The sequence below is a fragment of the Pseudoalteromonas sp. 5Ae-yellow genome, assembly GCF_014077565.1.
Classification (GTDB): Bacteria; Pseudomonadota; Gammaproteobacteria; order Enterobacterales; family Alteromonadaceae; genus Pseudoalteromonas.
Window position 1 is genome coordinate 1 of sequence record NZ_JACGWD010000087.1, and the last position, 15,196, is coordinate 15,196.

A 15,196-nucleotide genomic window follows, 5' to 3' on the forward strand; every position below is an offset into this window, starting at 1 on the left:
TTCCTTCAGACCCCACCGTTGGCCAGTGACGCCCTTGCCATTCAGATTATCTTCCCCTTAGTCAGGGTAATAAGGCATCTTTCAGCCTATCGGGTTTGCCAGCTTCGCTGGGCAAACAAAAAAGCCGTTGCATTGCTGCAACGGCTTTTATAATTTTGATAAATTTTCAAACTATAATGGAACTTACTACCCATTAAAGTTCAAAAATTAGTCTGTCTCTTAGTCGCGATAAGTCTCTACCGCTGGGCATGAACATACTAAGTTACGGTCGCCGTATACGTCATCAATACGTGTAACGGTTGGCCAAAACTTGTTTTTAGCCACTGCAGGCACTGGGAATGCAGCGTAAAAACGGTCGTATGCGCGGTCCCATTCGTTACCTAATACGTCGCCTTGTGTATGCGGTGCAAACACTAGCGGGTTGTTTTCGATTGACCATTCGCCAGAGATTACTTTTTCGATTTCGCCTTTAATTGACACCATTGCTTCGATAAAGCGGTCGATCTCACCTTTTGATTCAGACTCAGTTGGCTCAATCATCAACGTGCCAGCTACTGGGAACGACATAGTTGGTGAATGGAAGCCGTAATCTTGCAGGCGCTTAGCTACGTCCATTTCAGTAATGCCTGATAGCTCTTTAAGCGGGCGTAAGTCAACAATACATTCGTGAGCAACACGGTTGTTACGACCACGGTATAAAATTGGGAAGTGCTTGCTTAGCTCATGCGTTAAGTAGTTAGCATTAACGATAGCCATTTCAGTAGCTTGTTTTAAGCCCTCGCTCCCCATCATGGTGATGTAAGCCCATGAAATAGGTAAAATAGCGGCTGAGCCGTAAGGCGCTGCTGATACTGCACCGTTACCGATGTTAGTACCTGGTACGTTAATTACGCTGTGGTTTGGCATAAACGGAGCAAGGTGCGATTTCACACCAATTGGGCCAACACCTGGACCACCGCCACCGTGTGGAATACAAAACGTTTTATGCAAGTTTAAGTGCGATACATCTGAGCCAATAAAGCCTGGGCTTGTTACACCCACTTGCGCGTTCATGTTTGCGCCGTCCATGTAAACTTGACCGCCGTGCTCATGAATAATGTCACAAATCTCGCGAATTGTTTCTTCGTATACGCCGTGCGTAGACGGGTATGTGATCATGATACACGATAAGTTTTCAGACACTTCTTCAGCTTTCGCTTTCAAATCGGCCATGTCTACGTTACCGTTTTTGTCGCAGTTAACTACCACAATTTTCATGCTCGCCATTTGCGCTGATGCAGGGTTAGTACCGTGCGCAGAGCTTGGGATTAAACATACATTACGGTGTGCATCCCCTCGTGACTCGTGGTATTTACGAATCGCGATTAAGCCTGCGTATTCACCTTGCGCGCCAGAGTTTGGCTGAAGTGATACTGCATCGTAACCGGTAATGTTTACTAGCCAGTCGTGTAACTCGCCAATCATTATTTGGTAACCCTCTGCTTGATCTAGCGGGCAGAATGGGTGAAGGTTTGCAAACTCAGGCCACGTAATTGGGATCATCTCAGCAGTCGCGTTTAGTTTCATGGTACATGAGCCTAACGAGATCATTGAGTGATTAAGCGATAAATCTTTGCTTTCTAGTCGCTTGATGTAGCGAAGCATGTCCGTTTCGCTGTGATAGCTGTTAAAGTTTGGATGCGTTAGTACTTCGTCATCACGTACTAAACTTGCAGGAATTGACTCGCTGCCATTTGCTTCAACGTCGGCTGCAATAGCGTCAACACTTAGGCCATGGCCTTCGCCTAAAATAATATCGAATAACTCAGCGATATCGGCACGTGTTGTTGTCTCTGATACCGAAATTGAGTACTCGCCTTCGTGGTTTGTTGCAAAGTTTACGCCTTTTGCAATGGCACGTGCTATTACGTCGTCTTTACTGTCATCTGCAATTGTAAGGGTATCAAACCATGTGCTGTGTTTAAGTGCGATGCCTTTAGCTTTAAGGCCAGTTGCTAAAATATCAGCAAAGCGATGTATACGCTGCGCGATAGTTTTTAAGCCTTGTGGGCCGTGGTACACCGCGTAAAACGCTGCCATGTTGGCAAGTAATACTTGCGCTGTACATATGTTTGAGTTGGCTTTGTCGCGGCGAATGTGTTGTTCGCGCGTTTGCATTGCCATACGTAGTGCGTCGTTACCTAAACGGTCTTTAGATACACCAATAATACGACCTGGTAATGAACGTTTGTATGCGTCACGTGTTGCAAAAAATGCAGCATGAGGACCGCCGTAACCCATAGGTACGCCAAAACGTTGAGCCGAACCAAGTACTACGTCTGCGCCTAGTTTACCCGGTGCTTTTAATAGTAATAAGCTCATTATGTCGGCAGCAACACAGGCAATCGCCTTTTTGCTTTGTACGCCAGCAATTAGGTCAGTTATGTCTACCACTTCGCCTGATGTAGTTGGGTATTGGAACAATGCGCCAAAAATGTCGTGGTTTACGGCATCTTCTGCTTTACCTACAATTATTTCAAAACCAAACTGCTCGGCACGCGTTGTTACTACGTCGATTGTTTGTGTGTGTACGTCGTCTGCGATAAAAAAGGCATTGGCTTTTTTAGCTTTTGATACGCGTTTTGCAAGGCCCATAGCCTCTGCAGCGGCTGTTGATTCGTCAAGTAGTGACGCGCTTGCTAAATCAAGACCGGTTAAATCTAGGGTCATAGTTTGGAAGTTTAATAATGATTCTAAACGCCCTTGTGCAATCTCTGGCTGATACGGTGTGTACGCTGTATACCAACCTGGATTTTCTAGTACGTTACGTAAAATTACGTGCGGTACGTTAGTTGGGTGGTAGCCTTGGCCAATGTACGATTTGAAAACTTTATTTTTGCTTGCTACTGATTTTAGGTAGCTTAGTGTTTCAACTTCAGTACGGCTTTCGCCAACTGTTAACGGTTGTTCTAGACGAATGCTAGCCGGTACAGTTTGGTCAATGAGCTCTTGCACACTCGATACTTCTAAAGCACTTAGCATATCGCTTACTTGTGCTGGGCTTGGCCCAATATGGCGGCGAATAAAATCTTGCTTTTGCTCTAGTTCTTCAAGAGATTTGGCGTTTGACATGAATCCAGATTCCTATGATCCTAAATGCTAATGGGTAACTAGCATTAATTAAAATATTTGACGATTTAACAGCTCACTCAGTATGGGGTTGTGCGCTGTAAAATCATAAAAGCCCCATTTTTATACATTAAACGGGGCTTTTAGTTATCTTCAAAAAATGATTATTCTTCGTCGATAGTGTGCGAGTAACCTTCAGCGTCTAATAAGTTGTCTAGCTCAGACTCGTCAGATGCTTTAATACGGAATAACCAACCGTCGCCGTAAGCGTCGTTGTTTACTGTTTCAGGTGAGTCTTCAAGCTCTTCGTTAATTGCAACAATTTCGCCACTGATAGGTGCGTAAATGTCTGATGCTGCTTTAACCGACTCTGCTACTGCACAGTCTTCGCCAGCGTCTACTTCGTCGCCAACTTCTGGTAATTCAACAAATACCATGTCGCCAAGAAGTTCTTGTGCATGCTCAGAAATACCAACAGTAAATGTACCGTCGCCCTCGTTACGAACCCACTCGTGTGAAGGTGCGTATTTTAACTCGCTAGGAATGTTGCTCATTTTATTTGTCCTTTGGTTTATATTGGGAGGATACCAATCGCAATAATTATTGTGATTGGTATAACCAAATTATTTAAATTATTGATTTACCGTTACGTACAAAGCTAGGCTTTACTACTTTAACGTTTACTAATTTTTTACGCATTTCTACTTGAGCTGTATCCCCTGTTGAACGTGGTACACGTGCAAGGGCTACACTAAAACCAAGTGTTGGTGAGAAAGTACCTGAGGTAATAACACCCTCCCCACCGTCAACAATTACTTTAGAACCGCTACGCAACACGCCTTTTTCTTCAAACACTAAGCCAACTAGTTTGTCAGTGCTTTTTTCTGCGCGTTGCTTAACAAGTACGTCACGACCAATAAAGTCGCGATCTTCTGGTTCCCATGCAATGGTCCATGCCATGTTAGCGGCAAGTGGTGATACGCTTTCGTCCATATCTAGGCCGTAAAGGTTCATACCTGCTTCTAAACGTAGCGTGTCGCGTGCACCTAAACCAGCAGGCTTAACACCTGCGTCTAGCAGTTGTTGCCATAAATCGGCTGCTTGGTCGTTTGGTACTACTATTTCGTAACCGTCTTCGCCAGTATAACCCGTTGTGGCAATAAATAAATCACCTACTTGAACACCAAAAAACGGCTTCATACCTTCAACCGCTGCTTGTTGCTCGGCATTTAAAAGAGTGGCTGTTTTTGCTTTAGCGTTAGGGCCTTGTACTGCAATCATTGCAAACTCTGGGCGCTCTGTAACAGTTACGTCAAAGTCGCTCGATACGTTAGCTAAATGCGCTAGGTCTTTTTCGCGTGTTGCTGAGTTAACAACTAGGCGGTAAAACGTTTCGCTAAAGAAATAAATAATTAAGTCGTCTATTACACCGCCTTGCTCGTTAAGCATGCCTGTGTAAAGCGCTTTGCCTGGTACGGTTAATTTTGCAACGTCGTTAGCTACTAGCTTACGTAAAAATGCTTGTGCTTGAGGCCCTTCAATATCAACAATGGTCATGTGTGATACGTCAAACATACCTGCATCGGTACGCACGCTATTGTGTTCTTCTATTTGTGAGCCGTAGTTGATTGGCATTTCCCAGCCATGAAAATCAACCATTTTTGCGCCCGCTTCTAGGTGCTTAGCATGTAGTACAGTTTTAGAAGTCATAACATTCCTTCACGTTTAAATTAACCCTGTTTAGGGCGTGGCTTAAATAGACTTTAATTGCTTAATCGCAATTAAAAACAGGCAAACATTGTTATGTTCACCTGTTGTTTGTATTCGTTATGCGGCTTCACTATGCATAAGTGCAAAACCTTGCGCTTGCATGTAGCTTTGCCATTTTTGTAATTCTTGTTGTTTAGCGACTAATACAAAGTGTTGTTCGTCGTTTTTATCAATGGCGGTAATAAATACATCACCACTTTGCGCACCGTAGCATAGTTGCGCATTTGATAAGCGCAAACCTGGTGTTAATTTAAAAGCATTAACTAGGGTATCAAAGGCGTTGTCGCCACTTAAAATAAAACTTGCTAGGTCGGTGCGTACTACATAATCAATATCAAAACGTAGTTGTTGCTCGTTTATAAGTGCTTGTAGTTGAAGGCTTGCGTTGTGTGGCAGTACGAATCTAAAAGCGGTTTCGCTAAAGTAATAAACAGCAAAGCTGTAGTCAGAATTATAGTCGCCATCAAGTGTGCCTTTTAAGCCTAAACCGCTGGCGGTAAGCATTGTTAAATCAAGGCCTAAAATGGTACTTAAAAATACACTGGTTTCGGTGCCGCTAAAATCCATTACAACGTGATTGTTGTTAGTTTGCAAAGCGTTAGTAACCGCACTACTTGCGTTGCTGTGGCGGGCAAACATTATTGGGTTAAAAGTCATAACAAATACCTGTGTATTTTCGATTATAAAAGTATATTGCCCACGCCTACCAACAACAAATTGTAATTTTTTATCAATTGATAAATAATACTTATATATATAGCTATATAAATTGTAATTTTAAATATGAAAAACATATCAACCGACGCTTTACGTACTTTTGTAATGGTAGTTGAAATAGGTGGTTTTGCTAAAGCCGGCGATTTACTTGGCCTGTCGCAACCAGCTGTTAGTTTGCAAATAAAGCGCCTAGAAGACGTGCTTGGCTATAAACTATTTAAAAAACAAGGACAGCGCCAAGTATTAAACCAGTACGGCGAGCTATTATTGCCTATGGCAAAACAAATGATGCAACACAACGATGCTATTTTGCAGCAGTTCACATCAGAAAATATCGCGGGTAAAGTGCGCTTAGGTATTCCGAGCGAATTTGCAGCGCGCATTTTACCTTCTATCATTGGCGACTTTGTGGCGCTCTACCCTGAGGTATCGCTAGAGGTTAAATCGCGTTTAAGTAAACATTTACTTTCGGCCTCAAGGCAAGATCAATTTGATTTAGTACTTGCGCTCAATGAGCGACTTAACTCTGATAAGTTTCCTATTTTTATGCAAGACGAACTGGTGTGGGTGGGCGACCTGTCACTTGCGCAAAACGACGTGGTTACGCTAGTTACTGCCCCAGAGGGGTGTATTTATCGTCGCCGTGCAATTGATGCATTAAAAAATGCGGGCATAAAATACCGTATTGTCTATAGCAACGCAGATTTAACCGGCCTTATTGCTGCATTAAAAGAAGGCTTAGGTATTACCGTACTTGCTAAAAGCACAGTACCGAGTGAGCTTAACTATCAAGTTCAAACCAAACATTTACCGGCTCTTGGCAATATTGGTATTAGTTTAATTAAAAGTTCGGGTGAATCTGATCATGCCGTAGATAAGCTCGCGGAGTTTATAGCGCTACGTTTGGGTTATAGCTAATCAAAACTTTATAATTAGTTTATGAGTTGTGAAGTAATACAAAAGAAACAATTTAGTTAACTAAGTTGCATAAGTAGGTGTTTTTAGTTCTATTAAACTGAATAATTAAATAGTTAATAACATTGATTCGTATTCGTTAACGTGTTCAAATTACGCCAATTAAGATAATTGACATGATTAGGAACACAATGAACCCTAAGTTTTTAGTATCTACTTTGGCAACTGCGATTGCTTTGTCTTTTAGTGCTACTGCAATAGCAAAAGACACCAGCAATAAAGAACAACGCTTTGAACAAATCACTGTTATTGGCTCTCAGCAAGCAATTAACGATATTCCTGGTTCAGCTACGTTTATTTCTGAAGAAGAGCTTCAAAAATTCCAGTTTACCGATATTTCTCGCGTTTTAGCGTCTGTTCCGGGCGTTTACGTGCAAGAAGAAGACGGTTATGGCCTTCGTCCTAATATTGGTATGCGCGGTACAGGTACTGGCCGTAACGATAAAATATCAGTAACGGAAGACGGTGTATTAGTTGCACCAGCACCATATTCAGCACCTTCAGCATACTACTTCCCTACTATGGGTCGTATGGAATCTATTGAAGTATTAAAAGGCGCAGCCTCAGTTAAGTACGGCCCGCGTACTACAGGTGGTGTTTTAAACTTACTTTCGCGCAGCTTACCAACTGAGCCAAATAGCTCAAAAGGTATGGTAGATGCAGCCCTTGGTAGCGACGGTTACTACAAAGGCCACGCTTACTTTGGTAAAGAAAAAAATAACACAGCAGGTTTAATTGAAGTATTTACTTACGGCGCAGACGGCTTTAAAGAGCTGCCAGTAGGCAATGACAACACCGGCTTTGAAAAAACAGATTTACTATTAAAGTTTGGCCATACGTTTGGTCAAAACGATGCGCATAATCTTGAGCTAAAAATTAAGTACTCTGACGAAACATCAGACGAAACATACATGGGCTTAACTGACGAAGACTATCAAGAAAGTCCTTACCGTCGTTATGCTGCATCGCAAAACGATGAAATGAATACGCGCCACAACGCATACCAACTTAACTACGCGTACCGTTTTGGTGATGGCTATGAGTTTTTAGCTACGGCTTACTTAAACGATTTTCACCGTAACTGGTATAAAGCCAGCAGCGTAGGTTTAAGTACTCTTGAGCAGTACAGCGATTTTGAAGCAAACCCAACAAGCGAAGGCATTGAAGGTATTGGCGTTAAAGCTAATAACCGCGATTACCAAGCTAAAGGTATTCAGTCTGAATTACATATTCCGGCAGGCGATCACTATGTGACTGTTGGCGTACGTTACCACGAAGACGAAATGGATCGTTTTCAATGGGAAGACAAATACACACTTAATCAAGACCTAAGCTTAACGCTTACAGAGCAAGGCGTTCCGGGCTCTGATAGCAACCGCGTAGATAGCGCAGAAGCAAGCACCTTGTTTATTCAAGACGAGTGGACAATTGACGCATTAGTAGTAAGTGCTGGTCTTCGTTATGAAGACATTACTATTACGCGTGAAGAGTGGTCTAAATCAGATCCAACACGCAGCAACGGTTTAACTAAAGATGTGTCGAACGACACTGAAATTTTAGTGCCGTCGTTAGGTGCTACTTACACGCTTAACGAAAACGTAACGCTACTTGCGGGCATTCAAAAAGGGTATGCACCAGCAGCACCTGGTAATGCTGACCAAGAAGAAGAAGAAAGTGTAAACATTGAGTTTGGCTCTCGCTTTAATATGGATGGCTTTAGCGGTGAAGTAATTGCCTTTTACTCAGACTACGACAACATGCACGGTAACTGTACTGCAGCGGTTGGTTGTAGCGACGACAACATTGGCGACCAATACAACTACGGTGAAGTAGAAGTAGCGGGCTTTGAATTTAGTGCAGCACGTACGTTTGCAACTGATACAGCTATGTTCCCAGTTAAATTAACGTACACCTACACAGACTCTGAGTTTAAAAACGATTTTGATTCAGAAATTTGGGGCGCGGTAGAAAAAGGCGATGCAATGCCTTACGTACCAGAAAACCAAGTAGCGTTATCGTTAGGTGCTGAGTTTTCTGCGTTTGTAGTTAACAGCCAAATACGTTACGTATCTGATGCGCATGCTAACTTAACGCAGTCGGGCTTAAACGCAATTGATAGCCGCGTAGTATGGGATTTAGCTGCTAAATACTTAATCGATGAAAATCAAAAAGTATACCTAAGCGTTGATAACTTGTTTGATAAAACATACGTTGCTAACCGTTCAAACGGTGGCATTCAGCCAGGTAAGCCACGTACTGTACAGATGGGCTACACTTATAGCTTTTAAGCTTAAAGCTGGCTAAACGGTTCACTAACAGCGTTAATAATTTTTTATGTAAAAGTATTACACATCTAAATTATTGCCTTGTTATTAAACCGTTTACCTGCGCTTTGTATAGGAGAAATCGTTCACTAGCTGCGTTAAAAATAACTCATATAAGAACAACTATATTGCGTTATTTTTGCCTTGCTATAGAGTTATTTTCCTATCGCTATAATAGAGTATCAATTGGTGTAAAGTTAAAGCGTAAATTACAGAGATAAAAAAGCCGAGATTGAATTTCAATCTCGGCTTTTTAATACATAAAACTTATCGTTTTATATATTAGTTATTTGCGTTACGTTGGCGTAATACTTCAAACAAACAAATACCCGTGGCTACCGATACGTTTAAGCTTGAGACAGTACCCGCCATTGGGATTTTAACAAGCATATCGCAATGCTCACGCGTTAAGCGTCGCATGCCCTCGCCTTCTGCGCCCATAACAATAGCCATTGGCCCTGTTAAGCTTGCGTCAAATACGTGGTTATCAGTTTCGCCAGCGGTACCTACAACCCATACGCCTGCATCTTTAATTTCGCGAAGCGTACGCGCAAGGTTAGTCACTTGAATAAGCGGAACTGTTTCGGCTGCGCCACAGGCCACTTTACGTGCGGTACCGTTAAGCTTAGCCGACTTATCTTTAGGTACAATCACAGCGTGAACACCTGCCGCGTCTGCACTACGTAGGCATGCGCCTAAGTTATGCGGATCGGTAATACCATCAAGCACAAGTAAAAACGGTGTGTCTTCACGAGCGATTATCGCATCAAGATCTTTTTCATTAAACGTTGGCGCTGCTTTTACGTTAGCAATAATACCTTGATGCTGCTCACCTTTTGATTTGCTATCAAGGGCTTTACGCTGCATAAACTGTACTGAAATACCAAATTTACGTGCTTCATCAATAATCGGAGTTGAGCGTTTGTCGTCACGACCTTTAAGGGCGTAAATTTCTACAAAGCGCTCTGGTTCGCTTTCTAAAATTGCTTCAACAGAATGAAAGCCAAAAATTAATTCATTACTCACGTATTGTCTGCTCCTGGGCTAGTACGTTTGCGGGCATTTTTGCCTGCTCTTTTAGGCTTTTTAACGGCCTTCTTCTTTGGTTTTTTCTTTACGGCAGAGTCTGCTGCTTTTTTATCTGCAGGTTTTGTTGCAGACTTATTTGCAGGCTTGCCTTTATCTTTATTTGCTGGCTTTTTTTTACCTTTTGGTTTGTCATCGCTGTGCGACTTTTTACCTGGTACTTTGCCTGCTTTTAATTGCGAACGCACACTTGCTGGCGCATGCTCAGACTTACCTGAACCTTTTTTTGGTGCACGACGACGTGAGTATCTGTCTTGTGCAACATCGCCTTTAAGCGTTAAGTTTATACGGCGATCGTCTAAACTAACCGACGCAACTTTAACTGTTACTTTATCGCCAAGGCGATAAACTTTGTGAGAGTGCTCACCTATTAGGGTGTGTTTTGCAGCATCATGCGCAAAAAACTCGTCGCCTAAATTAGTAACGTGTATAAGCCCATCAATTTGTAAATCGTCTAAACGAATAAACAAACCAAAATTGGTAACCGATGAAATAACACCATCAAACTCTTCACCTACATGGTCTTGCATAAACTCACATTTAAGCCAATCAGCTACTTCGCGAGTTGCATCATCGGCGCGGCGCTCTGTTGTAGAACACTGCTCACCTAGCTGATCAACTTCATCGTCGGTGTAAGCATATTCGCCAGACGTTTGCTGACCTTGTGCTTTTATTACTGCTTTAATAGCACGATGCACTACTAAATCTGGGTAACGGCGTATTGGCGATGTAAAATGCGCGTAAGCCGATAACGCTAAACCAAAGTGACCAATGTTATCTGGCTGATATACAGCTTGTTTCATTGAACGCAGTAACATAGTTTGAATAAGTTCAGCTTCTGGGCGGTCACCTAGTCGCGCTAATACTTGCGTTATTTCTTTTGGTGTTGGCTCGTCGCTTAATGTGCTTTCAATACCTAACTCGCCTAAAAACTTAGTAAAGTTACCTAGTTTTTCTTGGTCTGGTTCGTCATGCACACGATAAAGCGCGCTTGCTTCGTGCTTTTCAAGAATTTTAGCCGCTGATACGTTGGCTAAAATCATACATTCTTCAATGAGTTTGTGCGCGTCGTTACGAATAACAGGCACTATTGATTCTATTTTACGCTGAGCGTTAAATACAAAACGTGTTTCTAGGGTTTCAAACTCTATGGCACCACGGTCTTGGCGTGCTGCTTTAAGTGCCATGTACATTTGCTGTAAATCAGTTAAATGTGGCACAACGGCTGAGTATTCTTCGCGTAGTTTTTCGTCGTTTTGTAAAATGGCATTTACTTTGGTGTAAGTTAAACGTGCATGCGAGTTCATTATCGCTTCGTAAAACTTATAACCCGAAAGTTTACCCGCGCTCGACACGGTCATTTCGGCAACCATACATAAGCGATCTACTTTTGGATTAAGCGAACATAATCCATTAGAAAGCACTTTTGGTAGCATCGGAATTACTTGCTCAGGAAAATACACTGAGTTACCACGCAAAATTGCTTCTTTGTTAAGCGGCGTGTTCATTCCTACGTAATGCGATACATCGGCAATGGCAACCCATAAGCGCCAGCCACCTGATTTTTTAGGTTCACAATATACTGCGTCATCAAAGTCGCGTGCATCTTCGCCATCAATAGTTACAAGTGGTAAATCACGTAAATCTACGCGACCTTGTTTGTCAGCTTCTTCAACAAATTCACCTAGATGAGCAACTTGTGCTTCAACTTCTTCTGGCCATACATGTGGAATATCGTGATTGCGCAGTGCAACTTCAATTTCCATACCTGGGGCTAAATGCTCACCAAGTACATCTATAACTTTGCCTACCGCGTTCATGTTACGGCTTGGGTTTTGCGTAATTTTAACCTGCACCATTTGGTTATGGCGGGCACCGTTTTCGTTGCCTGGTAAAATCATTATATCTTGCGTTATGCGCGGGTCTTCAGCGACTACAACAGCAACACCGTGCTCAACAAAGTAACGGCCAACAATTGGCGCGCGCTCGTTAGTAAGCACTTTTATAATACGTGCATCGCATTTTGAGCCAGAACCACGTTTAGTGCCTTTAGCTAGTACAATGTCGCCATGTAACACCATATTCATTTGGTGCTTAGCAATAAACCAATCTTTACTCTCGCCTTCAACTTCTAAAAAGCCGAAACCGTCTCTGTGGCCTATTACTTTGCCTTTGGTTAAACCGGCTTCGTCAATTAGGGCGTAGCATTTAAATTTATTGAAATACAGCTGTCCGTCACGCTCCATAGCGCGAAGGCGGCGTTTAAATGCTATTTGGCGTTCGTCATCGTTTACTGCTAGTTCTTCACATAATTGCGCGTAGTTAGCAGGCTTTGAACGCTCTTGAAGGTGAGTAAGTATAAACTCACGACTAGGGACTGGGTTTTCGTACTTTTCTTGTTCTCGACTGAGATTTGGATCTTGGTTTGACATTCACTATCTTGTTAGTTGGTTATGTAGGTATTTTAACCCATATAGTTATAATGAGACAGGTAAAAGCTATTAAACTTTTAAGAAAGCACTTTTACCTTGCTGTTTACCTTGCTGTATAGTTTAAAAATCTAGCGCAATGGGGCTTAACGTTCCCTTAACTGCAAAGTGTTTAGTCATCTCGTAGCAATGCTAAAACCTATACTATTTTTTTTGTAGGTTTTTCCACAGCAGTTTACTTATATTATCAATAAAGCTTGGGTCTTCTTCTTTCATCGTAAGTAAAATCTGCTTATTCATTTGTGTTTTATTTTGAGCGTAAATCCAACGATTTTTATTAAACTGCTGGGCAAACTCAAGTACACCCGCTTGTAGTTCGTCGTTATTTGCAAACACAGCTTCAACTACTTTGTTCTCTAGCAACTGCTGTGCACCAACCCGCTCTCCTGACATAGCTAGACGATTAAAGAAGGTTTGCGAAATAGCCTTATTAATTATAGGAAACATCGACGGAACAAACGGCACCATTACATCCACTTCAGGAAAACAAAAAAAGCCTTTGTCTGATTTTATAAATCTAAAGTCGCACGCACACGCAAGTACAGAACCATTACCATAGGTATGCCCGTTTAACGCAGCAATAATAGGCATAGGAAAAGTAACTATGCGTTTAAATAAGTCACTTATTTGAATCATAAAGTCTGAAATTGCTGCAGGTAAAATACTTGGATTAGACATCCATTGGAGGTCGATACCCAATGACCAGTTTTTATCACTTGAAGACGTTAAAATAACTGACTTAATATTTTGTTCTGCTTCAATGTGGTCTAGGTGTAAATTAAACTCAGCCAAAAACGCTGGGTTGTGGCGGTTTTCAGCGGTATTCATGGTGAGTATAGCGATATTATTTTTAGTTGTTAGTTCTATTAAATTTGCCATTAAAACCTCTTTTAGCGCTTTTTAAGCTAATTTTAAGCGCTGTTCGTTACTTTTACATATCATAGTAATACTTTGCTTATAATTTATAAACCCACTAATTAAAGCCACCCTTTTTGTTTAGCTATACGCGCAGCATCTATGCGGTTAGTGGCGTTTAATTTTGCAATGGCATCCGATAGGTAGTTACGCGTAGTCCCTTCGCTAATAAATAGCTGCTTGGCTATGTCGCTTGTTTTAAGGCCATCGCTTGCAAGTTTAAGGGCTTTTCGTTCTTTATCCGTAAGTGGATCTGCGTCGTCTAATGCATTAATAGCAAGCTCTGGGTCAATTACCTTTTGTCCCTGCATTACTTTTTTAAGCGCATTTATTAACTCTTCACTTGGTGCTTCTTTTAAAATAAAACCTTTTACGCCAGTCGTAAGCGCTCGCCTAATATAACCCGCACGAGAAAATGTAGTCATAATAACCATTTTTATAGCAGGAAATTTAGCGGCTATTTTTTCGCTAAGCTCTATACCATTCATGGTTGGCATTTCTATATCGGTTAAAATTATATCGGGATGCAAATCACTATCAAGCGCCTCAATTGCATTAAGTGCATCTTGCCCGTTACTTGCTTGACCAATAATCTCAATATTAAAATCAAGCCCTAACAATGCTGCTACTGCGTCGCGTACAAGCGCCTGATCTTCCACTAAATATACTCTGATCATTATAAATCCTTAGCTGTAATTGGAAGCACTACTTTTAAAGTAAAATTATCGCCACAGGCAAATACTGCACTGCCATTTAGTTGCTCTGCTCGCTCTTTAATACCATTTAGGCCATTGCCCGAATTCAATGTACTGCACGGACCATGGTCAATTACGGTTATAAGTAACTGCTGCGCTGTTTGTTCTATATTTATTTCGCAATTTTTTGTATTGCTATGGCGTAATAAGTTAGTAACTGCCTCTTTAATTACAAGGCCTGCTATACCCTCTACTTTAGCGGGCAGAGCATTTAAAACCACATTAAATGAAACGTTAAATCCTTGCTCTATTAACCTTTGCTTTAACTGTGCTACTTGGCTGACAAGATTAAGCTGTTTTAAATCACTTACGGCGCTTCTTACATCGCTAAGTAACTGCCTTGCCAAATCGGCCACTTGTGCAATTTCGCTATTTGCTTGAGCGTAGCGCTCTCCTTGGTTTAATTTATTAGCAAGCTCAGCTTTTAAAGCAATAGATGAAAGTGAATGACCTAAAATATCATGCAAGTCGCGAGCTATTCGTTCTCGCTCTGCAATAGCTGCTAATTGCTCTAGTTGGTTAGCGCTTTCTTGTTCGCGCTTTTTGTATAAGCTTTCTCTTTTTGCTGCAATACCGTAACTAAATAATGTGGCGCATAGAATCAAAGCAACGCCTAAAAAGTATTGAACCTTACCTATATCTCCAATATATGTGCTTAATAAAACCGTGAATATAATTGCGATCGCAGCATAAATCCTTTGACGGGAGCTGTAAGAGTAGCCTGCTATATAGGCTACGAAACCAAATAAAGTAGGCGTACCTGTGGTGTAAAAAGTAGCGCAAAAACAAATTAAGAGCATGGCTACAAATAACTTAGTCACCCCTGCGCTTTTACAGTTTATTGCTTTTACATACAAAAGAATAAAAGCAATATAGAAGGCTAAAGACATAACAATTTGGTTAACTGTAAAGCTCGAAAAATTAATTATTGGTAGTGTTTAGAAATCTGTGTCATTTCAGTATTATTAAGAAAACAGGAGTGACACATGACTCAATCTTTCGACTTCAACAAAGCATTAGCTGAACTTCAAGCTGGTAAAGGCCTTACTGGCGAAGA

At 41.6% G+C, this 15,196-nt stretch carries 10 protein-coding genes and 1 pseudogene; 2 read left to right on the forward strand and 9 right to left on the reverse strand.

All coding sequences use genetic code 11. The annotated features are described in order from the left end of the window. Positions 1-219: 219 nt before the first annotated feature. From gcvP to H4J63_RS17670, 4 genes are all read right to left on the reverse strand, one after another. Positions 220-3,111, reverse strand: coding sequence for an aminomethyl-transferring glycine dehydrogenase (gcvP, locus tag H4J63_RS17655; protein WP_182197775.1), 2,892 nt, complete (start codon positions 3,109-3,111; stop codon positions 220-222). Positions 3,112-3,272: 161 nt separating this feature from the next. Continuing rightward, a complete protein-coding gene (gene gcvH, locus H4J63_RS17660; protein ID WP_002958029.1) occupies positions 3,273-3,662 on the reverse strand; it encodes a glycine cleavage system protein GcvH in 390 nt (129 codons plus the stop codon). Between the two features lie 73 nt (positions 3,663-3,735). Continuing rightward, positions 3,736-4,818 (reverse strand): glycine cleavage system aminomethyltransferase GcvT, encoded by a 1,083-nt coding sequence (gcvT, locus tag H4J63_RS17665; protein ID WP_024599316.1) that lies wholly within the window; start codon positions 4,816-4,818, stop codon positions 3,736-3,738. A 117-nt stretch (positions 4,819-4,935) separates the two neighbouring features. Further along, entirely contained in the window at positions 4,936-5,535 is a 600-nt protein-coding gene (locus tag H4J63_RS17670; protein ID WP_024599315.1) for a hypothetical protein, read from the reverse strand. Positions 5,536-5,661: 126 nt separating this feature from the next. Here H4J63_RS17670 and H4J63_RS17675 point away from each other — a divergent pair, with 126 nt between their 5' ends. Next, positions 5,662-6,513 carry a LysR family transcriptional regulator gene (locus H4J63_RS17675; protein WP_024599314.1) on the forward strand — a complete coding sequence of 284 codons (852 nt, stop codon included), beginning with the start codon at positions 5,662-5,664 and terminating at the stop codon, positions 6,511-6,513. A gap of 188 nt (positions 6,514-6,701) precedes the next feature. After that, positions 6,702-8,858: a TonB-dependent receptor domain-containing protein gene (locus H4J63_RS17680; RefSeq protein ID WP_182197776.1), complete on the forward strand. Its 2,157-nt coding sequence runs from the start codon at positions 6,702-6,704 to the stop codon at positions 8,856-8,858. 318 nt (positions 8,859-9,176) lie between these two features. Here the strand turns inward: H4J63_RS17680 and rlmB are convergent, their stop codons facing one another. The 5 genes and pseudogenes from rlmB to H4J63_RS17705 form a co-directional block, all read right to left on the reverse strand. Further along, entirely contained in the window at positions 9,177-9,920 is a 744-nt protein-coding gene (rlmB, locus tag H4J63_RS17685) for a 23S rRNA (guanosine(2251)-2'-O)-methyltransferase RlmB (protein ID WP_002958023.1), read from the reverse strand. Beyond that, positions 9,917-12,412 (reverse strand): ribonuclease R, encoded by a 2,496-nt coding sequence (gene rnr, locus H4J63_RS17690; protein ID WP_058154169.1) that lies wholly within the window; start codon positions 12,410-12,412, stop codon positions 9,917-9,919. The genes rlmB and rnr overlap by 4 nt, the downstream gene beginning before the upstream one ends. A gap of 201 nt (positions 12,413-12,613) precedes the next feature. Further along, positions 12,614-13,348, reverse strand: a complete 735-nt coding sequence (locus H4J63_RS17695) for an enoyl-CoA hydratase/isomerase family protein (RefSeq protein ID WP_182197777.1) — start codon at positions 13,346-13,348, stop codon at positions 12,614-12,616. 98 nt (positions 13,349-13,446) lie between these two features. Next, positions 13,447-14,061, reverse strand: coding sequence for a DNA-binding response regulator (locus H4J63_RS17700; RefSeq protein WP_024599310.1), 615 nt, complete (start codon positions 14,059-14,061; stop codon positions 13,447-13,449). Beyond that, a pseudogene (locus tag H4J63_RS17705) lies at positions 14,061-15,068 on the reverse strand (sensor histidine kinase); the annotation flags it as partial. The pseudogene H4J63_RS17705 and the gene H4J63_RS17700, both read right to left, overlap by 1 nt. Positions 15,069-15,196 lie beyond the last annotated feature (128 nt).

Bases quoted from the DNA above. Each gene is read 5' to 3' on its own strand.
- rnr (WP_058154169.1), bottom strand. From the start codon at position 12,412: ATGTCAAACCAAGATCCAAATCTCAGTCGAGAACAAGAAAAGTACGAA.
- H4J63_RS17700 (WP_024599310.1), bottom strand. From the start codon at position 14,061: ATGATCAGAGTATATTTAGTGGAAGATCAGGCGCTTGTACGCGACGCA.
- gcvP (WP_182197775.1), bottom strand. From the start codon at position 3,111: ATGTCAAACGCCAAATCTCTTGAAGAACTAGAGCAAAAGCAAGATTTT.
- gcvH (WP_002958029.1), bottom strand. From the start codon at position 3,662: ATGAGCAACATTCCTAGCGAGTTAAAATACGCACCTTCACACGAGTGG.
- H4J63_RS17670 (WP_024599315.1), bottom strand. From the start codon at position 5,535: ATGACTTTTAACCCAATAATGTTTGCCCGCCACAGCAACGCAAGTAGT.
- H4J63_RS17695 (WP_182197777.1), bottom strand. From the start codon at position 13,348: ATGGCAAATTTAATAGAACTAACAACTAAAAATAATATCGCTATACTC.
- H4J63_RS17680 (WP_182197776.1), top strand. From the start codon at position 6,702: ATGAACCCTAAGTTTTTAGTATCTACTTTGGCAACTGCGATTGCTTTG.
- gcvT (WP_024599316.1), bottom strand. From the start codon at position 4,818: ATGACTTCTAAAACTGTACTACATGCTAAGCACCTAGAAGCGGGCGCA.
- H4J63_RS17675 (WP_024599314.1), top strand. From the start codon at position 5,662: ATGAAAAACATATCAACCGACGCTTTACGTACTTTTGTAATGGTAGTT.